This window comes from Brevibacterium siliguriense, assembly GCF_900105315.1.
GTDB lineage: Bacteria > Actinomycetota > Actinomycetes > Actinomycetales > Brevibacteriaceae > Brevibacterium > Brevibacterium siliguriense.
The window spans coordinates 203,920-228,492 of sequence record NZ_LT629766.1; the positions used below are offsets into that span (position 1 = coordinate 203,920).

18 protein-coding genes and 2 pseudogenes are annotated in these 24,573 nt (G+C 65.7%); 9 read left to right on the forward strand and 11 right to left on the reverse strand.

Annotation, left to right across the window (positions count from 1 at the left end; genetic code table 11):
• Positions 1–540 precede the first annotated feature (540 nt).
• On the reverse strand, positions 541–1,203 hold the full coding sequence (locus tag BLU88_RS00855; RefSeq protein WP_092009175.1) for a metal-dependent transcriptional regulator: 663 nt from the start codon (positions 1,201–1,203) through the stop codon (positions 541–543).
• Between the two features lie 134 nt (positions 1,204–1,337).
• Between BLU88_RS00855 and BLU88_RS00860 the strand changes: the two genes are divergently transcribed.
• From BLU88_RS00860 to BLU88_RS00870, 3 genes are all read left to right on the forward strand, one after another.
• Positions 1,338–1,883 (forward strand): hypothetical protein, encoded by a 546-nt coding sequence (locus tag BLU88_RS00860; RefSeq protein ID WP_092009177.1) that lies wholly within the window; start codon positions 1,338–1,340, stop codon positions 1,881–1,883.
• 191 nt (positions 1,884–2,074) lie between these two features.
• Positions 2,075–4,333 carry a choline BCCT transporter BetT gene (gene betT / locus BLU88_RS00865; protein WP_197678159.1) on the forward strand — a complete coding sequence of 753 codons (2,259 nt, stop codon included), beginning with the start codon at positions 2,075–2,077 and terminating at the stop codon, positions 4,331–4,333.
• A 234-nt stretch (positions 4,334–4,567) separates the two neighbouring features.
• Complete coding sequence (locus BLU88_RS00870; RefSeq protein WP_092009179.1) at positions 4,568–6,154, forward strand: lipase maturation factor family protein; 1,587 nt, start codon at positions 4,568–4,570, stop codon at positions 6,152–6,154.
• A gap of 42 nt (positions 6,155–6,196) precedes the next feature.
• On the opposite strand, the pseudogene BLU88_RS00875 reads toward BLU88_RS00870, so the two are convergent.
• Positions 6,197–7,467, reverse strand: a pseudogene (locus BLU88_RS00875) (Nramp family divalent metal transporter).
• Positions 7,468–7,552: 85 nt separating this feature from the next.
• Here BLU88_RS00875 and BLU88_RS00880 point away from each other — a divergent pair.
• The 4 genes from BLU88_RS00880 (at position 7,553) to BLU88_RS00900 (ending at position 11,908) form a co-directional block, all read left to right on the forward strand.
• Complete coding sequence (locus tag BLU88_RS00880) at positions 7,553–8,206, forward strand: TetR/AcrR family transcriptional regulator (protein WP_092009181.1); 654 nt, start codon at positions 7,553–7,555, stop codon at positions 8,204–8,206.
• A gap of 509 nt (positions 8,207–8,715) precedes the next feature.
• Positions 8,716–9,531 carry a class I SAM-dependent methyltransferase gene (locus BLU88_RS00890; RefSeq protein WP_092009183.1) on the forward strand — a complete coding sequence of 272 codons (816 nt, stop codon included), beginning with the start codon at positions 8,716–8,718 and terminating at the stop codon, positions 9,529–9,531.
• A gap of 166 nt (positions 9,532–9,697) precedes the next feature.
• Complete coding sequence (locus tag BLU88_RS00895; RefSeq protein WP_092009185.1) at positions 9,698–10,210, forward strand: hypothetical protein; 513 nt, start codon at positions 9,698–9,700, stop codon at positions 10,208–10,210.
• 225 nt (positions 10,211–10,435) lie between these two features.
• On the forward strand, positions 10,436–11,908 hold the full coding sequence (locus tag BLU88_RS00900) for a uracil-xanthine permease family protein (protein WP_092009187.1): 1,473 nt from the start codon (positions 10,436–10,438) through the stop codon (positions 11,906–11,908).
• 40 nt (positions 11,909–11,948) lie between these two features.
• On the opposite strand, the gene BLU88_RS18325 is transcribed toward BLU88_RS00900, so the two are convergent.
• From BLU88_RS18325 to BLU88_RS00915, 4 genes are all read right to left on the reverse strand, one after another.
• Complete coding sequence (locus BLU88_RS18325; RefSeq protein WP_197678160.1) at positions 11,949–12,308, reverse strand: substrate-binding domain-containing protein; 360 nt, start codon at positions 12,306–12,308, stop codon at positions 11,949–11,951.
• Positions 12,305–13,129: a LacI family DNA-binding transcriptional regulator gene (locus tag BLU88_RS00905; RefSeq protein WP_197678161.1), complete on the reverse strand. Its 825-nt coding sequence runs from the start codon at positions 13,127–13,129 to the stop codon at positions 12,305–12,307. The genes BLU88_RS18325 and BLU88_RS00905 overlap by 4 nt, the downstream gene beginning before the upstream one ends.
• A gap of 117 nt (positions 13,130–13,246) precedes the next feature.
• Positions 13,247–13,957, reverse strand: coding sequence for a sulfite exporter TauE/SafE family protein (locus BLU88_RS00910; protein ID WP_092009189.1), 711 nt, complete (start codon positions 13,955–13,957; stop codon positions 13,247–13,249).
• Entirely contained in the window at positions 13,957–15,495 is a 1,539-nt protein-coding gene (locus BLU88_RS00915; protein ID WP_092009191.1) for an amidohydrolase family protein, read from the reverse strand. The genes BLU88_RS00910 and BLU88_RS00915 overlap by 1 nt, the downstream gene beginning before the upstream one ends.
• A 116-nt stretch (positions 15,496–15,611) precedes the next feature.
• Here BLU88_RS00915 and BLU88_RS00920 point away from each other — a divergent pair, with 116 nt between their 5' ends.
• Positions 15,612–16,793 (forward strand): methyltransferase domain-containing protein, encoded by a 1,182-nt coding sequence (locus BLU88_RS00920; RefSeq protein WP_197678162.1) that lies wholly within the window; start codon positions 15,612–15,614, stop codon positions 16,791–16,793.
• A gap of 18 nt (positions 16,794–16,811) precedes the next feature.
• On the opposite strand, the gene trpS is transcribed toward BLU88_RS00920, so the two are convergent.
• On the reverse strand, positions 16,812–17,852 hold the full coding sequence (gene trpS, locus BLU88_RS00925; RefSeq protein ID WP_092009193.1) for a tryptophan--tRNA ligase: 1,041 nt from the start codon (positions 17,850–17,852) through the stop codon (positions 16,812–16,814).
• A gap of 563 nt (positions 17,853–18,415) precedes the next feature.
• Between trpS and BLU88_RS00935 the strand changes: the two genes are divergently transcribed.
• The gene (locus BLU88_RS00935; protein WP_231939516.1) at positions 18,416–19,207 is read left to right on the forward strand and encodes a BCCT family transporter; all 792 of its coding nucleotides are present in this window, start codon (positions 18,416–18,418) and stop codon (positions 19,205–19,207) included.
• Positions 19,208–19,299: 92 nt separating this feature from the next.
• Here the strand turns inward: BLU88_RS00935 and BLU88_RS00940 are convergent, their stop codons facing one another.
• The 4 genes and pseudogenes from BLU88_RS00940 to hutH all read right to left on the reverse strand — a co-directional run bounded on the left by BLU88_RS00940 (position 19,300) and on the right by hutH (position 24,572).
• The gene (locus BLU88_RS00940; protein ID WP_092009196.1) at positions 19,300–20,043 is read right to left on the reverse strand and encodes an IclR family transcriptional regulator; all 744 of its coding nucleotides are present in this window, start codon (positions 20,041–20,043) and stop codon (positions 19,300–19,302) included.
• A 3-nt stretch (positions 20,044–20,046) separates the two neighbouring features.
• Positions 20,047–21,486 carry a formimidoylglutamate deiminase gene (locus tag BLU88_RS00945; protein WP_092009198.1) on the reverse strand — a complete coding sequence of 480 codons (1,440 nt, stop codon included), beginning with the start codon at positions 21,484–21,486 and terminating at the stop codon, positions 20,047–20,049.
• Positions 21,483–22,750, reverse strand: a pseudogene (locus BLU88_RS00950) (allantoate amidohydrolase). The gene BLU88_RS00945 and the pseudogene BLU88_RS00950 overlap by 4 nt, the downstream one beginning before the upstream one ends.
• A gap of 145 nt (positions 22,751–22,895) precedes the next feature.
• The gene (hutH, locus tag BLU88_RS00955; RefSeq protein WP_092009200.1) at positions 22,896–24,572 is read right to left on the reverse strand and encodes a histidine ammonia-lyase; all 1,677 of its coding nucleotides are present in this window, start codon (positions 24,570–24,572) and stop codon (positions 22,896–22,898) included.
• Position 24,573: the final 1 nt, after the last annotated feature.

Genomic DNA, 24,573 nt, shown 5'->3' on the forward strand with positions numbered 1-24,573 from the left:
CCATCGTCGGCGCCAAACCGGCGACCGAAAAGCTGCAGGCTTCCATCCCGGGCACCGATCCGAAGGCGAAGAGCCATGACAAGGGCCATCTGCAGGCCGAGCGTGGTTTCATGAATCAGCATCAGAAACCGCAGCAGCCTCAGCCGCGGTGGAACCTGCCGCGCAGGTGAGTCTCCAGTGCCCCGGTCCGACGTTTCCCCGTCTGACCGGGGCACTGTCATCTTCTCCGGAAGTTCATCTTCACCGCCTGCCGGCGCTCGCAGACAGAAAACGGCACGTCCACGCACTGCACATTCGGTCGAGAGGGCAGCTGGAATGGACAAGGATCACGGCACTCACATCAGACGCTTCATCAACGGCTGGTGTCCTGACTGCGAAGAGAGCAGCAGTCTGACACCGGGGCGACTCAACGCCGACGGGACCATCGAGTTCCGCGCCTGCGTCGACTGCGGAGAAACCGTCGAGGACCACGACCCCCGATTCTGGTCATCGGCTTCCGACGCCGATGAAGAAGGACTCGTTCTGCCTCGCAGCCCCGACTCAGCCGGCCGCATCCAGGTACACGGCCGCGGCAAGCGCGGAAGCGATCGCCACCCGCGTCCCTCCGATGCCCACGGTCACCTCGTCATCGGTGCGATCGACGACCTCGAGAGAAGCACCCGGAAGCACCCCCGTCTCGGCGAGCTTCCCGAGAACCACAGGATCGGCGTCGGAGACCCTCAGCACGGCATAGGACCCGGCGGCCGCCTCGGCGAGGAGGGTCGGAATATGGGAATCGACGGCACCGTCGGCACCCGGGATCGGATCCCCGTGCGGGTCGGACGTCGGGTGGCCGAGGAACGAGTCGATGCGGTCGATGAGCCGATCGGAGGCGGCATGCTCGAGGATCTCGGCCTCGTCATGGACCTCGTCCCAGCCATAGCCGAGCGACTCCACGAGGAACGTCTCGATGAGCCGGTGCCTGCGCACCATCGACAGCGCGATCGCCTTGCCCTGCTCGGTGAGAACCGGCGGACGGTAGGGCACGCGAGTGATGAGTCCGAGCTCATCGAGACGCTTGAGCACCTCGGTGACATTGGCCTTCGTCGTGCCGAATCGGTTCGCAAGTTCGGTGGCCGTCATCGGGTCCCCACCCCATTCCTGGGCCGACCAGATGGCCTTGAGGTAGTCCTGACTGACCTCGGAGACTTCACCTGCACGCATGCCCCCAGTATCCCATGGACGCATCGCCGCCCGCTCCTTCACTTCACTCGAAGTGAGTGATCGAGCACAGATGTTCCCAAACGATTACCTGCGCACCCTCCCCTCGCCGAGGCGGCCCTGCCAGAATCTCAATCATGACCTCCCATTCCCTCCCCTCCGACTCGGCTCACCCAGCCGAGGACGCCGACCGACCAGGGTCGGTGCGGCCCGCCGTTCCCCACGATCCCTCCCCCGCAGACGGCTGGCCCCCGTTCCGTGCGTTCCGCCGCTGGGCCAGGACCCTCACGACGGCCTCCCGACCAACAGCACGTCGGGAATCGCCCGCCCCGGACAACCCGCGAGCACGATCAGAGCGGATCAATGCAGCCGGCCCGTTTCGCCCCGGAGAGATCGAATATGCGCGGCTGCGGAGCCTGCCGCCCTTCGACACCGATCTGCTCATCGTCACCAACCTGCGGATCATGCGGGTGCACACCGATGCCCAGGGCTCCATCGCCCAGCTCTCGGAGGCCGCTGCTCGGCAGGTCGGCGTCGTCCGAGCAGAGGAATTCCGCGGACGCGCGACCGTGACCGTGGAGCTGCACGTCGGATCATCGATGCGGCTGGAGGAGACCACCCCCGCCGATGCACAGCGTTTCGTCGACATTCTCAACGAGGTGGCCGTCCGCTCACGGACCTGACCGCACCACATCCCGGTCCACCCCGATGCCCGGGCGTGACCCCATCTACTTCCGCGCCTGACCTGGACACCCCAGCGGCTCAGTCCGTTTCCTGAAAAGAGGGGGTGCTGAATTTGTGAGAATCCTCCACTCATACAATAGGTCGGGCCCGATTTCGGGCCCAGTCCTTATTGTCTACCGGAGGTCGATGCGTGCAGGATCCGAACGAAGAGACGTTGAAGCGCCCAGTCGTCGAACGCGAACGATTCGGCGGAACCGACCGGGCCACGAGAATCAGCAGGGACGTCGATCCTGAGAAGCGCGCTCCGATCGACAGCACGGAGATGAGCAAAGGCCCGGAGGAGCTCTCCGACGAACGCGGCTCCCGCGTCAATTGGCGAGTCTTCATCGTCGCCTCCCTCATCATCCTCGTATTCTCCGTGTGGGCGATGATGATGCCCGACTCGGCTCAGTCGACGATGAAGACGGCTGTGGACTGGATCGCAGAGAACCTCGGTTGGTTCTATGTCGTCACCGTCACCGTCGTCATCGGCTTCGTCCTCTGGGTGGCACTGTCCAAGGAAGGCAGCGTCAGGCTCGGCCCGGACCACTCCCGTCCGCAGTACAACCTCTTCACTTGGGTCGCAATGCTCTTCGCCGCGGGCGTCGGCATCGATATGCTCTTCTACTCGGTGACCGGGCCGATCACCCAGTACCTCCACCCTGTCAACGCCTCCCCCGAATCGGCAGCGGCCGCGCAGGACGCCGTCGTATGGACGATGTTCCACTACGGCATCGCCGGCTGGTCGATGTACTCGCTGCTGGGCATGGCCATGGGCTACTTCGCCTACCGCTGGGGCATGCCCCTGTCGATCCGCGCGGTCCTCTACCCGCTGCTGGGCAAGCGCGTGCGCGGTGCCACCGGTGACGTCATCGACATCTTCGCCCTCGTCGGCACCGTCTTCGGCGTGGCCACCTCGATGGGCATCGGCGTCGTCCTGCTCAACGTCGGGTTCGCCACTCTCTTCGGTCTCGAAACCGGACTGGCCCTGCAGATCGCGCTCGTCATCGTGGCCGTCGTCATGACTGTGGCCGCCTGCACCTCCGGCGTGGACAAGGGCATCCGCCTCGTCTCCGAGCTCAACCTCTGGTCTTGTGCGGCGATGATGCTCTACATCCTCATCACCGGCAAGACCGCCTTCCTGCTCAACGCTATGGTCGAGAACATCGGCCGCTTCATCTTCACCCTGCCCGAACGCACGCTGTCGACGTTCGCCTATGTCGACGGCGGATCCGAATGGATGGGCGGCTGGACCTTGTTCTTCTGGGCCTTCTGGCTGGCCTGGGGTCCCTTCGTCGGGCTGTTCCTCGCCCGCATCTCCCGCGGCCGCACACTGCGTGAGTTCGTCATCGCCGCGATCACCGCTCCCGTGATCTGCGACTTCATCATCGTCACGATCTTCGGCAACTCGGCCCTGTCCGAGGTGTTCAACGGCAACGACGAGTTCGCACGTGAGGCCATCGCCTCCCCTGAACAGGGCTGGTACGACCTGCTCGAGATGTTCCCGGGAGCGACGTTCCTCATCGGCCTGGCCACGCTGTCAGGCCTTCTGTTCTACCTCACGAGTGCGAACTCCGGTGCCATGGTGATGTCGAACTTCTCCTCCTCGATTCCCAATCCGGAAGAGGACGGAGCCAAGTGGCTGCGCATCTTCTGGGCCCTGGTCACTGCAGTGCTCACAATTGCCATGCTCGTCGCCGGAGGCGTGACGACGATGGAGTACGCGACCCTGATCTTCGCCCTGCCGGTGACGATCATCGCCTACCTCGTCATGGCTTCGTTCTCGAAGGTGCTGCGCATGGAGCGCGCCGAACGCGAAGGCCGGATCCGTCGTCGCCGCACCACGGCCGCCCACGGCGGACGTGCTCCGGAGAAGACCTGGCGTCAGCGCCTGGCCACCCTTCGCTCCTACCCCACGAAGAAGTCCGTCGAACGCTTCGTCGCCGAGGTCGTCGGACCGTCTTTGGAAGCCGTGGCCAAGGAATTCCGGGAGCTCGGCTACACCGTCGAACACGTCCGGACCCTCGACGAGGACACCGAGATCACGACGAACACGCTCAATGTCGACATGGGCGAGCAGCGCGACTTCCACTACGAGGCCGCAGCCATCGAGGCCAATGTGCCGTCGTTCGGTGCCCGCAACGCCCCACGTGGTGACGACAAGTACTTCCGCATCGAGGTCTTCACACAGACCGGTTCTGAAGGCTATGACCTCATGGGTCTGAGCTCTCAGCAGATCATCGATGACGTGCTCGACCGGTATGAGAACCATCTGTCGTTCCTCGCCTACTCGCACGAGCATTCGTTCCAGTCGGTCGTCACTCCACCGACACCGCCGACCACGGATTCGATTCCGGCGGTGCCCAAGGATGCCGACGACGTCGAGGAGATCGAAGAACCGAAGCACTGAGAGCATGCGAGCGCAAGGAGCGGTGACCAGTCGGGTCACCGCTCCTTGTCCTCGCGGAGCCTCACTGCGCCTGCTCTTTCGGAGCCTCACTGCGCCTGCGAAGATAGGGACATGCACAGAAGCAATCGGCCGAACGGCGGTCTGCTGATCTTTGCCATCGGTCTTCCCGTCACGGTTTCGTCGGCGCTCGTCGTCGCCACCACCGGGCACCTGCCTCAGGAGGCGAACTGAGCCATGGACCAGGTGGTCGCTCTCCTCACCGCCGGCGACTACACGATCTCCCGTGAGATCATCCAACGCGGCTTCGGCGTGCTCTTCCTCATCGCTTTCGCCTCCGCGCTCAACCAGTTCCCGGCGCTCCTCGGCGAACGGGGGCTCACCCCTGCTCCGCGTTTCATCGCTCTGACCTCGACCCGGCAGGCTCCGACGATCTTCCGCTGGAAGCGGTTTGCGTATTCGGACCGACGACTGCGCCTCGTCTGCGTGATCGGAATGGCCCTGGCCGCCTCGGCGATCATCGGTCTGCCTCAGGCCGGACCCGCATGGGTGCCGATCCCGGTGTTCTTAGGCCTGTGGGGGCTGTACTTCTCGATCGTGTCGATCGGGCAGCGCTTCTACGGCTTCGGCTGGGAATCGCTGCTGCTTGAAGCCGGATTCCTCATCGGCTTCCTCGGCTCCCACGAGGTGGCCCCGTCCCTGCCTGTGGTCCTGCTGCTGCGCTGGTTCGTCATCCGCATCGAATTCGGCGCCGGAATGATCAAGATGCGCGGGGACGCCTCCTGGCGCGACCTCACCGCGATGGACTATCACCATCAGACCCAGCCGATGCCGAACCCGGTCTCCCGCCGCGCCCACCTCATGCCCGGCTGGTGGCACAAGGGTGAGACGCTCGGTAGCCACATCGTCCAACTCGCCGCCCCGTGGCTGCTGTTCCTGCCCCAGCCGATCGCCTCTTTCGCGGCTGTCGCCATCATCCTCACCCAGCTCGCGCTCGTCATCACCGGCAACTATGCGTGGCTGAACTGGGCGACGATCCTGCTCGCCTGCTCCGGAATCAGCGACACTTTCTTCCGGTGGATCGCCGGCGGCCCGTTCCCCGGATGGGGGTGGAATTCCGTCGTCGGAATATTCACCGATCCCACCGGCACCGAGGCGGCCGACTTCGTCGCTGTGCCCGATCCGGTCGATGCCCTGCCTGTCTGGTGGCTGATCGTCGTCCTCGTATTCGTCGCGTGGCAGGCATGGTTGAACGTGCCAGCGCTGCGCAACCTCTTCTCACCGAATCAGCTGATGAACGCGAGCTTCAACCGGCTCGGGCTCGGCAATGCCTATGGCGCATTCGGGTCGATGACCGAGACCCGCAACGAGATCATCATCGAAGGGTGGATCGACGACGAGGACGCAGGTGCCACTGGCACAAGCGCAGACAGCCCCGGCCGCGATGACGCCGACGCAGGCTGGCGCGAGTATCGGTTCAAGGGCAAACCCGGCGACGTTCTTCGCCGCGGGCCGGTCATCGCGCCCTATCATCTGCGGCTCGATTGGCTCATGTGGTTCGCCGCTCTCGGTGACTACCGGCAGACCTGGTTCACCGAACTCGTGCGCAAGGTCGGCTCCGGCGACCCACAGATCCGCCGCCTCATGGGTCCCGACCCCTTCGACGGTGCCGCACCAGAGCTCATCCGCGTCCGTGTCTGCACCTACCGCTATGCCACCCGCGCCGAACGCCGAGCGGCCGTCGCTGCCGGAGAACCGAAGCCGTGGTGGGTGCGCTCGGACCCGCGGATCCTTGTCCAGCCCATCGACGTGCGAAACGGCTGAGCTCGCGATCGACACATCCCCGGAGCACCGCCTCGGCGAGGGTCACTCCACCCCGAGCGCGAGCAGGACGATGAGGACGACGTTGAGGACGATGATGAGCGCCGAGGCGGCCACTGCGACGAGCGTGATCCACCGTGCGTTCGCGAACTCCCCCATCACTCGACGGCTGCTCGTGAGCCTGACCAGGGGGATCATCGCGAACGGGATGCCGAGGCTGAGCACGACCTGGCTGAGCACGAGCGCCCAGGTCGGGTCGACGCCGATGGCGAGGACGATCAGTGCAGGGATCATCGTGAACGCGCGCTGCCACACGATCGGGAAGTTCACGCGCAGCAGCCCCTGCATGATCGAGGCGCCCGCGTACGATCCGACTGCGCTCGAAGCCAGACCTGAGGCGAGGAGACCGATGCCGAAGAAGAGCCCGACGACCTCGCCGAGGTTGGCCGTGACGACAGCGTGCGCACCTTCGATGGTGTCCGTGCCGGTCTGACCGCGCAGTGCCGCGGCGGCCAGCAGCAGCATCGCGATGTTCACAGAGCCCGCGACGACGAGGGAGAGCACGACGTCCCAACGGCTGGCGCGCAGCAGCTGCCTGGTCGAGGCGGTCGAATTGCCGCGATGACGGTCGACCGAGAGAGCCGAATGCAGATAGATCGCATGGGGCATGACGGTGGCACCGAGCATGCTCGCGGCGAGCACCACGGAATTCGTGCCCTCGAGCCGCGGCACGATTCCACCTGCGGCTTGCCCCCAATTCACATCCCCAACGAACAAGCCTGCTAGAAAGCCGATGGCGATGATGACCAGGAATCCGATGATGACGAACTCGAAGGGACGCTGACCCCGGGTGGACTGGATCGAGAGCAGGAAGAGCGAGACGACGCCGACGATGACGCCGCCGAGCAGGAGCGGGATATCGAAGAGGATCTTCAGGGCGATTGCGCCGCCGATGACTTCGGCGAGGTCGGTGGCGATGGCGACGACCTCGGCCTGCCCCAGTACGCGAGGCGGTTACTCTTGCGGAGACGGTCGCCGAGGAGGCCCGGCAGCGACTGCCCGGAGACGAGCCCGAGCTTCGAGGACAGGTATTGGACGAGAACGGCGATGAGGTTCGCGGCCACGAGCACCCAGACGAGGAGGTACCCGTATTCCGCACCGGCGGTGAGGTTGGCCGCGACGTTGCCCGGATCGACATAGGCGATGGCGGCGACGAAGGCCGGTCCGAGGAGGACCGCGGTGGAGATCTTCTTCCGGCTGTTCTTCTTCGGCTCACCTTCGCGGGTGCGCACCGATGCAGAGGGATCGACGTTCATAAAGTTAAGGTACATTAACTTTCTTGCCGGAAGCAACACGACACATGGTCTCGAAAGTGAACACGGAAGGACTTAAGGTTCGAGCATGCGCAGTGAACACGTTCACCCCAGGTCCGGCAAGCGCCGTCAGACCGAGGACCGGATCATCGACGCGGCCGCAAAGCTGTTCCTCGAGCACGGCTTCAGGGCCACGACCATCCGTGCCGTCGCGCAGGCCGCCGAGGTGTCGGTGGGCCGTGTGATGGCGGTCGGCGACAAGGACGCCGTCCTCGTCCGGTGCTTCGATCGGTGGATCGGGCAGCTCCAGAACGGAACTTACACACCACCGCCTCGGCGGACGAGCCTGTCGCGGCGAGGAACGGACACCGGGGCAGAGAAAGGTCCGCCGCGACCGACCTCGGCGGTGCAGCGTCATCTGTTCGAACTCTTCCTGCCATTCCTCGAGTTCTTCGCCGAACACGAGGACCTGTCACGGGACTACGCTGCGGCGATGATGCGAGTCAAGGGCGAGCCCGAGGTATTCAACACCCTCGCTGTGGATCTGCAGAGCCGGCTGAGCGAATCGCTGGTCTCGATCGGGATCAACGAGGACCACGCGCAGGCCAGCGCCACAGCACTCTATGACTCGTACCTGGGCATCCTCTTCCGGTGGGCGGCGACGACGATGAGCCGCGACGACGCCGTCGAGGCGATGCTGGCCAGCATCGTCTTCCACACTCGCGTCAGAAGCTCGCTGTGAGGGGTTCACGATGATCCTGCTGCCCGATCCAGTCTGGCCGACCGTCGTTCTCGCGGTCATCGTCTTCGGTGACGGACTGCTCACCCTTCTTCCGCCGCGGCGGGCCTCGTCGTCTACTTCCTCTGTGCCGCGGCCGCTCACCTGCGGGCCCAGTATGTCGGCCGGGATTTCTGGATGAATTGCCTGGGCATGCTCGTCGTCTGCCTCGCCGTGCTCATCTTCTGCTTCGTCGTGTAGGCGCCCACTGCCGCCACGTCAGCGACCATCGTCGCGCCGACGCATCAAGCTGTCACCCTCGAGCTATCAGACGCCCGAGATCACGCCCCGGACGCCCCGGCAGACGCGCCCACGTCTCAGTCCGGAGAATTCTTCGCCGCTTCCCGCACCTCGATCCTGTTTTGGCCTAGAGTCGAAGTACGGCACCGGCGCCCCAACGGCACTGAGCCGTCCGGCAGAGTTGCAGAACTGCTCGGTGATGGCGCCGAGCCACCCGGCAGAGGAGTGTGGACATGCCCGAATATGCCGACAGCAGTCGCACGCGCGACGAGACTCCCCACGAACGCCATGAGCGATGGGCCTGGATCCATGAGACGGCGTCGATGACAGGGTGGGATTTCTCCCCGCTGTCCGGTCGCCTCGTCGCCGATGATCCGCCATGGGACTTCGATCAGATCTGCCTCGACGCGATGGCCGACTCACACAGGTGCCTCGACATGGGCACGGGAGGCGGCGAGCGCCTCAGCGAACTCATCGACCGCCTCGACGAAGCCAGACCGCCCGGCGAACCGTCGCCGACGATCGCCGCAGCCGAGGGGTGGGAGCCCAACGTGCCCTTGGCCGCCTCGATGCTGGAGGACTACGGCGTCGAGGTCTCCCGGTACGACAGCGATCACCACCCGGAGATGCCGTGGGGCGACGACGAGTTCGACCTTGTGATGAACCGCCACGAAAGCTATGACCTCGCCGAGGTCGCCCGCGTCCTCTCACCGGGCGGACTGTTCCTCACCCAGCAAGTCGACGGCACGGAGGCGCAGGAGTTCCGCGACCTCTTCGGCGGCGGAGTGGGCGATCTGCACCAGCAGCTCGAACCTTGCCTCAGCGATGCCGAGAGTCAGGAGCTGTCGATCGAGGCGGCACGCAAATGGCAGGGCACGATGCGCTTCACCGACGTCGAGGCGGTCATCGAGTACCTCGCCTATATTCCGTGGGATGTCCCCGGGTTCACTGTGAGGTCCAACCTCGATGTTCTCCGACGACTGGCCGAATCGAGTGACCCGATCACGGTCACACAGAAGCGGTTCCTCATCGTCGCCCGCAAGCGCTGACCTCCGAACATAGGTCGCAAACGGATGTTTCTCACGCTCGAAAGCATCCGTTTGCGACCTACGTTTGCGGCGGCTGGCCGGGCAGTTCCCGCAGGGAGGTTTTCCCGACCCCGCTCGTGGGATAGCAGGATGGGGCGCGGCCGGTCCGCGTCGATAGCGTCGAGGCATGACTTCGACGGACTTCTCGTTCCCTCAGCCCACCGATGATGAGCTCGCGGCACAGCAGCCCCGGGTCCCGGCAGCTCCCGCCCATCCTGTCTATGCCACACCGCTATCCGACGACCTGGCTCAAGCGCATGACACCGCCGACGCACGAACGGATAGCGCCGCTTCGGCGAAGTCGCCGACGCTGGGCAAGGCGGCCGTGGCGCTGTCGATCGTCGCCATGGTCCTCAGCCTGGCCGCCTCGGTGATCCTGGGCGCCACCGTCGGCCCCTCCGAGGCCGCGTCCGGCTACTTCTTCACCGACACTCCGGACTGGTATCAGACCCTGGCGATCGTGCTCGTCGGAGTCCAGGGGCTGTGCACCTGCTTGGGCATCACGGGCATCATCCTCGGCATCACGGCAGCCGTCACCGGGCGGGGCCGAACTCCCGGCAACATCGCCATCTCAGTCGCAGCGATCGCTCCGTTCGTCTCGTTCGGCACCTTCATCGCCCTCAGCTTCATCGCCGCCTGAGCCCCGCCCTTCCCTTCCGCATCCGCGAGAGCCTCCCCCGACGCTGACGGCCCCTCCCCGCCCTCCTCCCATATTCTCGGCGTCGGATGTGCACGACCTCCCCGCGCCATCTGTCCGAATTCCGAATCGCTTATTGACACCGCCTCTCCCTCGATGCACGATTGAACAAATCGATTTGGCCGCCGTATTTCAGGCCGATCACGATGCGCGTCGAGGAGCAGTGCCATGCCCGCAACACCCGATCCGGACAAATCCGACAGCACGGTCGGCAACGACGCCGACGCCGCCGTCGACACCGACACGACCCCATCTGCGGACACCACGGCATCCGGCACGACGGTCCACCCCGTCGATCAGCTGCGGCCGATCCGCAATCTCGTCCCGTTCGCCATCCAGCACGTGCTCGTCATGGTGGCGACCCCGATCTCATCGGTGTTCCTCATCGCCACCGCGCTCGGGCTGGATGCGCGGACCACCTCGGCGGTGCTGTCGGCAGTCTTCGTCTTCTCCGGTCTCGGGTCGATCCTGCAGTCGGTAGGCGTGTGGAAGATCGGCGTCCGGCTGCCGTTCGTCATGCTCCCCGGCGGGGCCGCGACGATACTGTTCATCACGATCTCGCAGGGCACCGACGTCGAGACAGCCGTCGGCGCGGTCCTGCTCACCGGCGTCTTCTACATCCTCGCCGTGACGCTGTTCGTCAAGGTGCTCAAGTTCTTCCCGCCGCTGGTCATCGGGATCATGGTCATCGTCATCGGCATCAACCTCGTCCAGGTCACCGGCAAACTCATGGTCGGCGAGCCGGATTCGCCGGACTTCGGCGACCCGCAGAACCTGCTGCTCGGCCTCATCACCATCCTCATCACCATCGCGTGCTTCCGGTTCTTCCGAGGGATGCTCGGCAAACTCTCCGTGGCGGTCGGCCTGGTCGGCGGCACCATCGTCGGCGCGTTCATGGGAGCCACCGATTTCTCCGGCCAAACCGACGGCCCGCTCTTCGCCGTCCCGACTCTCTTCCCGTTCGGCTCACCGAAGTTCGATCTCATCGCCGCAATCCCCATGCTGCTGTGGGCTCTGGCATCGATGGCCGAGGCCACCGGACAGACGATCATCAACGGCGAGGTCGTCGGCCAGAAGGTCGAACCCCACCGTGCGGTCCCCCGCCTCATCCGCTCCGACGGCATCATCACCATCCTCGGCGGCCTCTTCGGCACCCCGGCGATGGTCACCAGCGGCGAGAACGTCGGAATCGTGCGCGCCTCAGGTGTGCGCAGTCGTTACGTGACCGCAATCGCCGGAATCCTCCTCATCCTCATCGGGCTCAGCCCCGTCGCTCGCATCCTCAACGGCGTCCCTTCGGCCGTCGTCGGCGGCACCGCGGTAGTCGTCTTCGCCATCATCGCTGTCCTCGGCATCCAGATGCTGGCGAAGATCGATTTCAATCAGACGGGCAACCTCATCACCGCCACCGTCGGCCTGGCCGCCGGCCTCATGCCGGTGCTCCTTCCCGGAATGTACGCGAAGCTGCCGCAGTCGGCGTCGTCCCTGTTGGGAAGCGGTGTTGCCATGGCCGCGTTCGTCTCGGTACTGCTCAACCTGCTCTTCCACCACACCGGCAAACGCAATCGGCACCCGAAGGCCCGGACTCCGATCGCAGATCCGAGCAAGCTCGACCAGAGGCCCGCCGACTACCGGATCTGAGGTTCTGGATTGAGCCGGATCCCCGGTCCGAGCATCCTGCTCAGTCCCGGCCCCTGTCCGGCGATACCCCCGCCGTCGACTCCCTGACGACGAGGACAGGACCGGATGACCCCGCCGGGGCGGCCGCCACCGACGCGTCCGCCGTGGCGGGCTCCGGGTCGCGGCCATCCGCGGCGGCGGATTCCGTGTCCCGGCCATCCGCGGCGGCGCCCGCATTCGATGAATGGCCTTCGTCGAGAACAACCACGAGCATCTCGACCGCCGCACTCGAGATCGCCTCGAGGCCGAGGTCAACGGCGGTCAGCGGCGGTCTGCTCGTGCGTGCGCGCAGACCGTCGTAGCGGGTGGCGATGAGCAGGTCGCCGCCGACCGTTCGACCGGATTCCTGTGCGGCTCTCACCGCACCGGTGGCAAAGGTGTCGATGGGGCGAGGACCGCATCGATGTGCTGGTGCTCGGCCAACATCTTCTCTGCGGCGACGAAGGCCCCGTCTTCTCCGGAGGTCTCATCCGCCTCGGCGATCAGCGGTGTGAACCCGCGGGCCGTGGCGGTCTCGGCGTAGACCTCACGGGCCGCGATCTGTGCTCCGCGCCGGCTGCGGCTGACCAGCAGCGCCGGCTGTGTGGCCCCCTGGTCGAGAAGGTGGTCGAGCAGCAGCTGAGCGGTTGTTCGGTGGTGGAGGTCGATGGTCCACGTGCTATCGGCTCCGGCGGGCGCCGCTGCTCCCGCGGGCGCAGCCGAATCACTCGAACTCGGCCCGTCGATAGTGACGTAGGGGATGCCGCGGTCACGCAGCGCCTCGGCGAGGGGGTCGTCGCCGGTCGGCTCCAGGAGGATCGCGCCGTCGATGTCGAGAAGATCGACGGGGTCGGCCGCCTCGGTGGGTGGGGCGAGGACGAAGACGTAGCCTTCGAGCAGCGCAGTGCGCGCACATCCCATGGCCAGTTCGGTGAAGAAGCCCAGCTGAGAGGGCCCGGCTGACACGGCGGCAGGCATCGAGGACAGCAGGGCGAGAGTCTGCGACTTGCCCGAGCGCAGACTTCTGGCGCGGGCGCTGGGCCGATAGTTCAGGCGTTCGGCAACCTCTTTGACCTTCGCCCGGGTGTCGGCATTGACCTTGCCCTGACCGCTGAGCGCATGGGAGACCGTCGTTCGCGACACTCCGGCCTCACGCGCCACATCGGCGATCGTGACGCGGTGCGCGCGCGGGAGATCGGTCATGGACTCACCCTACTTCACACAGCGACGGGAGGCGGGCCGACAGAACCCAGGTCGCAATCGGACATTTCTCAGCCCTGAAAGCATCCGATGCTGACCTAAATTTGCCGCGCCCGGCCCTCACGCTTGGACGATGACGATGATGCCGGAAACGATGGCGAAGCCGAGGACGATATAGCGCAGCACGGGCCCGTCGAGGCGGTGGTGGACGTAGCGGGAGAGGAACGAACCGACCGCGAGGAACGGCAGCATCCAAGCAGTCGTGACCATCGTGTCCGCCGAGACCTGCCCGCTGAAGGCGAGCACGATGAGCGAGATGATCTCACCGACGAGGAAGCATACGGCCACCGTCGACCGCAGCTCCGGGCCGGGACTGTGCTGATAGGCCAGCGCATAGGGCGGGCCGCCGATGCCCGTCGAGGTCTCCGTGACACCGGTGACCAGCCCGACCGTCGCGAGCACCGGCTTGTTCGGCGTGAACTTCGGCGCCAGCAGTGCGACGACCGCGGCGATGAGCGTCGACCAGCCGATGAGCAGCGCGAGCTGGTGCAGGTTGACGATGACGAGGATCCACAGTCCCGCGAACGTGCCGGCGAATCGTCCGACGCTGATCCATTTCACGCCGGTCCAGTCGATGTGCTCACGCTCGCGCGCGGCGATGTAGAGATTGAGCGGGATCATCAGCACGAGCAGCATCACCGGGATGAGACTCGGGTCGATGAACGTCACGACCGGCGCGAGGATCATCGCGAACCCCATCCCCGTCGATCCCTGCACGAATGCGGAGATGAGGACGACCGCGGCGATGACCCCGAAGGCGAGCATCGACATCAGAAGTCGTCCCTCGCCGAGGCGGTGCCGCCGTTTCGCGGCGCGTTCACCGAGGAGGGGCTGCCGTTGACCGAGGTGTTCCCGTGCTCGGTCATCCACCGTGCTCGATGCTCGGCCGCGTAGGGGTCGATGCGCGTGATCGGGGAGTTCTCGACGACGCGACGGGAGACGTCCTTTGCCCGCTCGAGGAATGCCCGGCCGTCCCAGTCGACCGGCCAGCCGTGCTCGAGGCGCAGCCTGCCGTCGACGATGACCGCTTCGAGCTGGTCGCGGTTGGCCAGGCGGACGAGTTCCCACGGCACATCCCAGGAGGGCACGAATTCCGGGGTGTCGATGTTGAGCACGAGCAGGTCGGCACGGGCACCGGGCGAGATCTCACCGATCTGCCCGCCCAGCCCGACGGCGTCGGCGCCGCCGCGCAGACCCTGTTCGAGCCAGGTCCAGCCGCCGCCGGCCGAGGAGTCGATGACGTCCATGCCGCCGGTGAGGCGCTGCGCGGTCTCGGCCGCGTCGAGGAGGCGGAAGGCATCCGAACGGGTACCGTCAGTGCCGAGCCCGATGCGCATTCCCAGTTCGTGCATGAGCAGTGCTGGTGCCACGGCGTTGCCCTTCCATGAGCTCGCGACCGGGTTGTACGCGATCGCGCCTCCTGAGTCGCGGAGCAGCCGGATCTCGCGCGGAGTGAGCAGGGTGGCGTGCGCAGCGAGCAGCTCTGGACCGAGCGCCCCGAGGCGGGCGAGACGTTCGAGCGGGCGCTCACCACCGGAGATGAGGGAGCGTTCGACAGCGACGATGTGTTCGTTGAGGTGGGCCTGGAAGGGCACTCCCGCGTCCCGGGCCATCTGCGTGATCGCCACGAGTGCTTCGTCGGAGGCGACCTCGGGAATGGACACCGCGAGGGAGGGGTGGACGAGGGGCTGAGCGTCCCACCGGCTCAGGTGGCGTTCGGCGGCAGCGACCACCTCGGCGACAGTCGAGGTGCGCACTCCCCCACCCAGGTCATTGCAGATGACGCCGAGCACGCAGCGCAGTCCGACGTCGGTGGTGACGTCGGAGATCGCGGAGACATCGACGCTGGATCGGGTGCCGGCGTCGGTGACGGTGGTGAAGCCGCCGCGCAGGGATTCCCAAGCGGCCAGTCGGGTGGCGACGTCGATGGCTTCGGCGTCCATGTTCGACTCCATCGGCACCCAGACGCGTTGGAAGATCTCGGAGGGTTCGCCGAAGACGAGGGACTTGCCGAAGGTCTGAGTCAGGTGGTGGTGGGCGTCGATGAACCCGGGCATGAGCAGGCGTCCGGGCAGATCGATGCGGACAGGTTCGGTGACTGCTCGGTCGCCCTCGGGATTCGGACCGGCGGCGTTCGCATCGTGCAGCAGCGATGTGGCCGTGGCGGCCACCTCGGCGAGGGGACCGACGGCGAGGATCCGACCGTCGTCGACGAGCACCGCATGGCCGGTCTGCGCGCCTTCGGGCAGGAGCACTTTCTCCGGAACGAGGAGGGCAGGGGCCTGGTGGAGGCTGCGCAGCTGAGTCATGGGGTCCTTCGCACTTCGAGGGCTGGGCCAAATCGATTTGGCTACGTTCAGTCTACGGTTGTCGGACGGTCCGGGTCAACGATTTTCCGGGGCGGATCGCCGTCTAGAATGAGGGAATGACGACCTTCCCGCTCTCCCCCGCCTCGGCAGATCATGGGCACCTGCACTGCGGGTATTTCGAGCGTGGGGAATGCCGCTCCTGCGCCCTCATCGAAACCCCTTATGGGCAGCAGATCACGGACAAGGAAGCCTGGTGCCGAGAGACCCTCGCCGAGGCGGCTCCGCGAGTGTGGCTGCCGACCTTGGCAGGCGGAGTGCGGGACTTCAGGAACCGGGCGAAGCTCGCGGTCAGCGGGGAAGCCGGACAGGTGACCCTGGGCATCCTCGACCAGGAGTTCCACGGGGTCGATCTGCGTGACTGCGGAATTCAGTCCCCGGCGATCCGTACGGTGATCCCGGTGCTTGCGGACTTCCTCGATGCCACCGGACTCGAGCCCTATGATGTCCCTGCCCGCAAAGGTGAGTTGAAGTTCGTGCATGTCACGGCGGCGCCGTCGAGTGAGCTGATGATCCGGTTCGTCGTCCGCACTCAGCATGGGCTGGACGTGATGCGGTCGCGGAAGGATCGGCTGTTTGCGCTCGTCCCGGACGCCTCCGTGGTGTCGGTGAATCTGCTGCCCGAGCACAAGGCCGTGCTCGAGGGCAGTCGCGAGGAGATGCTCCGCGGCGAATCGCTGCGGATGAACCTCGATCGGGTGGATCTGCATCTGCGGCCGCAGTCTTTCTTCCAGACGAACACGCACGTGGCTATCGGGCTGTACAACCAGGTGGCCGAGTGGGTGGACGCCGTTGACGCATCGGACCTATGGGATCTCTACTGCGGGGTCGGTGGGTTCGCGCTGTACTGCGCGGGGTCTGCGCAACGGGTCACCGGCGTGGAGGTCAGCGAGCAGGCGATCGAGTCCGCGAAGGTCAGCGCCGCCGAGCTCGGCATCGACGCCCGATTCCTCGCCGGCGATGCCACGGAGTTCGCCGAGGCGAACTTGGCAGCATCAGCCGGCGGCGGACGACCGGACTGCGTGATCGTCAACCCGCCTCGGCGAGGGATCGGTGCACGGCTGGCGGCGGCACTGGAGAAATCGGACATCGAGCACATCGTCTATTCGAGCTGCAATCCCGTCTCTCTGGCGAAGGATCTCGTGCGAATGCCCGCCTACGAAGTGGCCCAGGCGCGGATCTTCGACATGTTCCCGCACACGAAGCACCTCGAGGTCGCGGTCCTGCTCCAGCGGCGGTGAACTCGCGTCCCACTTCGTTCAGTAATCCATACCCATAGCCGCACGAACCTCCGCTAACGTCGCATCTGCGATGACATTGGCGCGCTCGTTGCCATCCGCGAGTATTCGATCAACCGTCGTCGGGTCCGACTCAAGTTCTCGACGGCGCGCACGATGGTCTGCAAGGTATTCATTCACCGCCTCTGTGGCTAAGGACTTGAGCGCACCCGCACCAGATTCTCCTACCTCCGAAGCTATGTCTTCCGGCTCGGCGCCAGTGCAGACGGCCGCGGTCGCTAAAAGTGCCGAAACTCCAGGCCGCCTCTCAGGGGCAAAGGTGATCTGTCGCTGAGAATCTGTCTGCGTCTTACGAATGACGGCGGCCGTCTCGTCAGCGCTCATTCCCAACGCTATGGCATTTCCATAGCTCTTCGACATCTTCCTTCCATCGAGTCCGGGAAGCTCGGGAGTCTGCGTCAGCATTGCTTCCGGTTCGCGGAATACGCCTCCGTATCGTTCGTTGAATCTGCGCGCGATAGTCCGGGTGATCTCGACGTGCGGAAGATTGTCTTTTCCTACCGGCACCAGATTGCCTTTGCAGAAGAGGATGTCCGCGGCTTGGTGAACAGGGTAGGTCAGCAGCAATCCGCTCAGAGGGCGCTCTGAGGCGGCAAGCTCTGACTTCACAGTCGGGTTGCGCCGAAGCTCGCTGTCCGAGACCAGACTGAGGAAGGGCAGAAGGAGCTGATTCAAAGCAGGTACGGCCGAGTGGGTGAAGATGGTTGTCTGTGTGGGGTCGATACCGGCCGAGACGTAATCCATGATCGCCTCCCGGACGTTGTTCTTCACATTCGCCGAGGTGTCCCTGTCCGTGATCACCTGGTAGTCGGCGAGGACGATGAAGGTCTCGACTCCACGATTCTGCAGGCTGACTCTCTCGAGGATCGAGCCGAACAGATGGCCGAGATGAAGTGGGCCAGTCGGACGCTCGCCCGTGAGCATTCTGAATTTGTCCGGTTGTGTTTCGACTTCACTGCGGAGCTGCGGCATCCGTAGGAGGGTGGCGGAATAGGAATCCATATGTGATCTCCCGATTGTGCGGTGATGCGGTCAGAGTTGCACGGGTCGCACGGAGAAGATCCACAGAAATTGCGGGCTGCCATGCAGCCCGCGGGTATGCGTCAGTCGGCTGCTGTGAGGAGCAGCCACCACCAGTTGAGTCCGGAAATGCGCATGGTCTCACCATACCTCTTACAGAAGTCACCTGGAGCACAAGTGCACGGCCGACGGCGTGAATGCGCACGTAAGTCGAATCCTGAAGGTGCCTGACCCCCAGACTGCGCTCGCGAAAGTTGTTCCGCTTTGATCTCACGGCTTGTATGCTCGTTTGCGATGACCGGACAGGAGAACAGCCGCTCACGGATCGGTAACCCGGTCGACAGCTGAGCCGCAGAGGCCACGAGCGTTCTGCTCGCGGCCCACCTCATGATGAAGCCCATTTCTCAATTCTCAGTTCACCATGCCCGAAAACGCCTCGGGCGATCAGCGAATCAGAAACCTTCTGAAAAGGAACTTGATCATGTCAGCAACTTTCAACCACACCATCGTCGCCGCTGCCGATCCAGCCGCCTCGGCGCAGTTCTATGTCGATATCCTCCTGGCCGAGCACACCCAAACATGGGGACCGTTGTCCTCTGCTCGGACTCTTCGTCTGCATCACCGGACCCAGCGGCTTCGTCACTAACCTGTTCGTCCGCTCCATCGGCGCTTTCGCCGGAGACTTCGTCGAACTCAGCTTCATGACCCCGACGGATGCTGAAGGCAGCCAATGGATGCTCGGTTGGACCTACTTCATGATGGCCTGGTGGCTGTCCTGGAGTGCTTTCGTCGGCATCTTCCTGGCCAAGATCTCGAAGGGTCGGACCATCCGAGAATTCGTCGCCGGAGTCCTTCTCGTCCCCAGCGCCGTGTTCTTCATCTGGTTCACTGTGATGGGCGGTTCGGCGATCAAGTTCGACATGGGTGGGGCCGGAATCGGTGAGGCCACTCAGAACAACCTCGACACTGCGTTCTTCAACCTCCTCGACCAGCTGCCGCTGTCCATGCTCTCCTCGGTCTTCACGATCATCATGGTCATCCTGTTCTTCGTCTCCTCCGCAGACTCGAACACCTTCGTCCTCAGCTCCTTGTCCTCACGCGGATCTTTCGCTCCCCGGCGCCCGGTCATCGCGACCTGGGGTCTCCTCACCGGAAGCTGCGCGGTGGTCCTGCTTCTCGTCGGTGGACTGGAGGCTCTGCAACAGGCCGCGATGCTCTCAGCGGTTCCGTTCACCGTCATCGTGGTCGTCCTCGGAATCGCGCTGATCAAGGAGCTGCTCAGCGATCACCAGATCGTCGAGGAGGTCGCACGCGAGCGGCGAGTGCTCGGGCTCTGACGCGCGGTCCGATCACGCCGGCCGCTCACGCTACCGTCCACCGCTCACCGCATAACTCGGTACAGCGACAGCAAGGTGAGCGATCGGCACATTCACCGCAGCTTCGCGGTCACCTCGGCGGCGGCGGCCTTGACCCGGTCGACGATCGGATCGGTGTCCTCGGGCAGGGTATCGGTGACGAACGAGAGGCCGATGGCCGCGATCGGGCGGCCCAAGACGTCGAAAACCGGCGCCGCGAGCGTCGAGATTCCCGGCGTGACTTCGCCGTGTTCGATCGCGCTTCCGGTCCGTCGCTCCTGCGCGAGCACCGCGTTGAGCGCCTTCACCGAGGTCGGCCCCTTGCCCGTGCGCGTGACGAACTCGGTCTCGGACTGCAGCATCGCGAGCACCTCGGACTTCGGCAGCTGAGCGAGGATCGCCCGCCCGGTCGCCGTGAGATAGCTGGGCATGCGCACTCCGGTGGCGGTGATGACCGCAACGGATTTCAGCGACTGCTCTTTGAGCACGTATTCGGTCTCCCAGCCGCGGATGACGGCCAGCTGTGCTGTCGTCGCAGTATCCTCGGCAAGCTGGCGGACGATCGGCTGCGCCAACCGCTGCAATGGGTTCGTCCGCAGGTAGGAGGCCCCGAGCTCGTGCACACCAGCTCCGAGCACATACCCGGATTCGGTGCGAGCCACGAGCCCGAGCTCCTCGAGCACGGCAAGGATGTCATATGCGCTCGACCGCGGGATCTCGAGCGACCGGACCAGCGCGCCGGCCGTGATCGACCGGTTCGACGAGGCCATATGCCGCAGGATCGCGATCGCTCGCCGCAGTGCCGGAACCTCAGCCACGGCTCAGCCCTCCATCTCCAACGCGGCGAAGGCCTGCGCGTAGAGTTCGGCGATATCGCCGAGTTCGGTGTGCACTCCGTCGCGCACGCGGACCTTGCCGCCGCTGACGGTCAGATGCAGGTCCGCCGAGGTGGCCGTGAGGATGATCTGCTCGTCCAGTGACCCCATGGTGCGCTTACTGTCGGTGCGCAAAGCCACGAAGTCGCACGCCTTCCCGACCTCAAGAGCCCCGACAGGCAGGTCGAGGCTGCGTGCCCCGCCTTCGGTGAGTGCGGTGATGAGTTCGGCCGGGGAGAACCGTCCGCGCTGACCGGAGCGCAGCCGCTCCCCGGCTTCGAGCCCCTGGGTCTCCCGCAGTGCGTCGAGGACGACGTGCTGGTCGGACCCCAGCGAGATCACGGCCCCGGCGTCGGCGAGTTCCCTGGCCGGTCCGATGCCGTCGGCGAGGTCCGCCTCAGTGCAAGGGCACATGACGATCGTCGATCGGGAGCCGCCGAGGATCGCGATGTCCTCCTCACTCAAGTGGGTGGCGTGGACGGCCGAGAGCCGGTTATCGACGACTCCCGAGCGTGCGAGAACTTCGGTCGGGGTGGCTCCGTAGGCAGCTTTGGAGGCCTCGTTCTCCGCCGGCTGTTCGGACAGGTGCACGTGCACGGGCCCGGACAGTTCGGTGAATCGCGGCAGGTTCGCTGCCGGGACCGCGCGAATCGAGTGGATCGCGGCTCCCACGTGGACGAAGCTCTCACCTGGGGTGTTGACGGGGAATTCGTCGGTGAAGGTGTCGATGAGGCCGGCATGCCGGTCCAGGTATCCGTCGATGGTGCCGTCGCCGAAGCGGGCCTGTTCGGCCGAGAGCTCGGAGTCGATGCCGCCGGTGAGGTAGCAGGTGTCGAGCAGTCGAATCCGGATCCCCGCCGAGGTGGCCGCCCGTGCCAGCGCTCGTTCCATCTCGTGGGCGCGTAGGCCGGAATCGCCGTTCGCGTCCGCGTGGGGACGGTCGCCCGCCTCGGCACGAGGTTCCGTGTCGTGGTAGTGGGGATGCTCGGCGCCGTAGGGCGTTCCGTCCTGAGCGTGGTGGACGTAGTGGAACTCCCCCACCGAGGTGTAGCCGCCGGCGAGCATCTCGGCGAACACTGCGCGCGCCACGGTCTCATAGGACTGCGGGTCGAGTTTCGCGGCGACGGAGTACATGACTTCGCGCCAGGTCCAGAAGGTGCCGCCGTCGCCATGGGTGCGTCCACGCAGCATCCGGTGGAAGGCATGGGAGTGCGCATTGACTCCGCCGGGCAGGACGAACCCGCGCACGGCCTCGGCGTCGGACGGTGCGGTGTCGATTCCGGTCTCGACGGCGGTGAGCGTTCCGGTGTCGTCGGCGCTCAGCAGGACTCCGTGAGCAACGCTTCCGTCGATCCAAGCGGATTCACACCAATAACGGGTGCTCATCGTGCACCTCCCGTCGCCGGGCCTCCCGCGCTGGCCTCGGCGAACGCGTTTTCGATACCGAGTTCGCGGGCGAGCACCTTGACGAGCGCGTCGACTCCGGCTCTCTGGTCGTCGACCTCGCAGTCCTCTTCAGGAGCATGGGAGACGCCGGTCGGATTGCGGACGTAGAGCATCGCCGAAGGTACATGGGGTGCGAGGATTCCCGCATCGTGTCCTGCTCCCGAGGGCAGCAGCGGAGCGTCCGGCAACACCGAGGTCAGTCGCGAATTGAGGTCGGCGGTGAAGTGGGTGGTCGGCGAATACGACTCCTGCGAGATGCTCACCTCGACTCCGGAATCGCCGCCGAGTTCCTGGGCGCGACGGCTGATCGCCTCGAGCACCTGATTGACGACTGAGTCATCGGGGTGGCGGATGTCGAGCCAGAAGCTCATGGACGAAGCGATCACGTTCGTCCCGCCCGGATGGATGAGAGTGCGGCCCACGGTCGCCACGGCACTCGCGTCAGTGCCGGCCGCTATCGTCGGGATATCCCCGATCACCTGGGAGGCGGCTACCACCGGGTCGGCGCGATGGCTCATCGGCGTCGTTCCGGCGTGATTGCCCTGACCGGAGAAGGCGAAGTGCCAGCGACCGTGTCCGATGATCGAGGAGCCGATGGCGACGGCCTGGTCGGTGCCTGCCAGACCGATGCCTTGTTCGACATGGAGTTCGATGAAGGAACCGATTCCGGCCAGCCGAGACTGGTCACGCCCGATCCGATTCGGATCGAGGCCATAGCCACGGGCGACGTCGGCGAAGGTGTCACCGGCAGCGTCCTTGAGCCCGAGCGCGCGGTCGGCGTCGATGGCGCCGGTGAGCAGCCGCGAACCGAGGCAGGCGACTCCGAAGCGTGCCCCCTCCTCTTCGGGAACACGGCGAGCGCGAAGGGCCGGGTGGACTGCTCGAGCGCGCCGGAGGACTTGAGCTCGTCGAAGGCCGCCAGCGCCGAGGCAACGCCGAGCGGGCCGTCGAACTCGCCGCCACCGGGGACGGAGTCGAGGTGGGACCCGGTGACCACGGCGTTCGTGCCCGGTGCGGTCGCCCACGCCCACGTGATTCCGTTGGCGTCGATCTCCGTGTCGAGGCCGCGGCGGTCCGCCTCGGCGAGGAACCACTCGCGCAGCTCCCGTTCGGTGGCCGAGAATCCGGGCCGCTGGTAGCCCGGGCCGCGGGTGTCGCGGCCGGTGTCCTCGATCTGGCTCAGCAGCGAGACGACATCGCTCATTGGCTGTTCACTCCGTTCGAAATCGGTCGGGTCCGGTGATGCGTCGGTGCCATGGTCGGTCGACCTCGGCAGCCGAGTCCTGATGGGTGGGACCGGTTATGCACCGATCCTGTGCTCGGGGTCTGACGGTCGCCCGGGCCCTGGGTCAGTTCTGGTGGGTGGTGGCGGCGTCGGTCCCAGAGGCCTCGGCGGCGGCCTCGAGGTTGCCCAGCGCAGTGAACTCGGGATCGTTGACGGCCGGTCCGCCGTCTTCCGGCTGCCAGGTTCCGGCAGCGGGGGTGACGGTGTGGGTCAGCGGTGCGACCGACTCGGCGGTTGCGACCAGCGTTCCGTCCTTGACCTTCGCGATGGTCTCGGCGAGTTCGGGCGAGAGGAACCGGTCAGGGCCTGGTCCGGGAACGGTCTCACGGATCTTCGCGATCACGGCTCCGGTCACCGGTGCCGGTGCGGCGTCACGCATATCGCAGGCACGGGAAGCTGCGTAGAGTTCGATGCCGACGACGGAGGCGAGGTTGTCGACGACCTTGCGCAGTTTGCGAGCGGCCGACCAGCCCATGGACACGTGATCTTCCTGCATGGCCGAGGACGGGATCGAGTCGACCGACGCCGGTGTCGCGCCCCGCTTGGCCTCGGAGACCATGGCCGCCTGCGTGTAGTGGGCGATCATCAGGCCCGAGTCGACGCCGGCGTCATCGGCGAGGAACGGGGTGAGGTTCTGGTTGCGGGCGACATCCATCATCCGGTCAGTGCGGCGTTCGGACATCGAGGCGACGTCCGCGGCGACGATGGCGAGGAAGTCCAACGCGTGGGCAAGTGGTGCGCCGTGGAAGTTGCCGTTCGATGACACCATTCCGTTCGTGAGCACGACGGGGTTGTCGATGGCGGCTCGCATTTCGCGTTCGGCGACCTGGGTGGCGAAGGCGACGGCGTCGCGGGCGGCACCGTTGACCTGCGGGGCGCAGCGCATCGAGTACGCGTCCTGGACGAGGTGGGTGGAGTCGCGGTGGCTGGCCGTGATGCCCGAGTCGTTGAGCGAGGCGAGCATGTTCGCGGCCGATGCGGCCTGACCGTCGTGTGGGCGCAGCGCGTAGTGGAGCTCGGGGGCGAAGACGGCGTCGGTGCCGAAGAGTCCTTCGATGCTCATGGCTGCGGACACGTCGACGGCGGTGAGCAGATTCTCCAGGTCGGTCAGTGCCATGATGAGCATGCCCAGCATGCCGTCGGTGCCGTTGACGAGAGCGAGGCCTTCCTTCTCGGCCAGGGTGACCGGGGTGATCCCGGCCTTTGCGAGGATCTCGTCGGCCGGTCCCGCCACCCCGTCGGGCCCTTCGGCCACGCCTTCGCCCATGACGACGAGGGCACACGCCGACAGGGGCGCGAGGTCGCCGGAGCAGCCGAGTGATCCGTATTCGTGGACGACCGGGGTGATTCCGGCGTTGAGCAGGTCGACGTAGGTCTGGAGGACTTCGGCGCGGACGCCGGCCCGACCGGTGGCGAGTGTCCGGGCGCGCAGCAGCATCAGCGCCCGCACAACTTCGCGTTCGACCGGCTCGCCGACGCCGGCGGCGTGGGAGCGGATGAGCGATTTCTGCAGCTGGGTGCGCAGTTCGGCGGGGATGTGGCGCTGGGCGAGCGCTCCGAATCCGGTGGAGACGCCGTAGACGGGCTTCTCAGCCTGAGCGAGAGCGTCGATGGCCTCGCGGTACTTATTCACCCGGGCCAGGGTGGCTTCGGACAGGGAGACCTTTGCGTCGCGGCGGGCGACGTCGACCACCTCGGCGAAGGTCAGTGTGTCGGGGTCGAGATCGATGAATGTGGTCATG

Coding starts and splice junctions, on each gene's coding strand:
- BLU88_RS00920 (WP_197678162.1), top strand. CDS start 15,612: ATGACGACCTTCCCGCTCTCCCCCGCCTCGGCAGATCATGGGCACCTG.
- BLU88_RS00935 (WP_231939516.1), top strand. CDS start 18,416: ATGTCGATATCCTCCTGGCCGAGCACACCCAAACATGGGGACCGTTGT.
- BLU88_RS00915 (WP_092009191.1), bottom strand. CDS start 15,495: ATGACTCAGCTGCGCAGCCTCCACCAGGCCCCTGCCCTCCTCGTTCCG.
- BLU88_RS00910 (WP_092009189.1), bottom strand. CDS start 13,957: ATGTCGATGCTCGCCTTCGGGGTCATCGCCGCGGTCGTCCTCATCTCC.
- BLU88_RS00945 (WP_092009198.1), bottom strand. CDS start 21,486: ATGAGCACCCGTTATTGGTGTGAATCCGCTTGGATCGACGGAAGCGTT.
- BLU88_RS00880 (WP_092009181.1), top strand. CDS start 7,553: ATGCGCAGTGAACACGTTCACCCCAGGTCCGGCAAGCGCCGTCAGACC.
- BLU88_RS00860 (WP_092009177.1), top strand. CDS start 1,338: ATGACCTCCCATTCCCTCCCCTCCGACTCGGCTCACCCAGCCGAGGAC.
- hutH (WP_092009200.1), bottom strand. CDS start 24,572: ATGACCACATTCATCGATCTCGACCCCGACACACTGACCTTCGCCGAG.
- BLU88_RS00890 (WP_092009183.1), top strand. CDS start 8,716: ATGCCCGAATATGCCGACAGCAGTCGCACGCGCGACGAGACTCCCCAC.
- trpS (WP_092009193.1), bottom strand. CDS start 17,852: ATGGATTCCTATTCCGCCACCCTCCTACGGATGCCGCAGCTCCGCAGT.
- BLU88_RS00855 (WP_092009175.1), bottom strand. CDS start 1,203: ATGCGTGCAGGTGAAGTCTCCGAGGTCAGTCAGGACTACCTCAAGGCC.
- BLU88_RS00870 (WP_092009179.1), top strand. CDS start 4,568: ATGGACCAGGTGGTCGCTCTCCTCACCGCCGGCGACTACACGATCTCC.
- BLU88_RS00895 (WP_092009185.1), top strand. CDS start 9,698: ATGACTTCGACGGACTTCTCGTTCCCTCAGCCCACCGATGATGAGCTC.
- BLU88_RS00905 (WP_197678161.1), bottom strand. CDS start 13,129: ATGACCGATCTCCCGCGCGCGCACCGCGTCACGATCGCCGATGTGGCG.
- BLU88_RS00900 (WP_092009187.1), top strand. CDS start 10,436: ATGCCCGCAACACCCGATCCGGACAAATCCGACAGCACGGTCGGCAAC.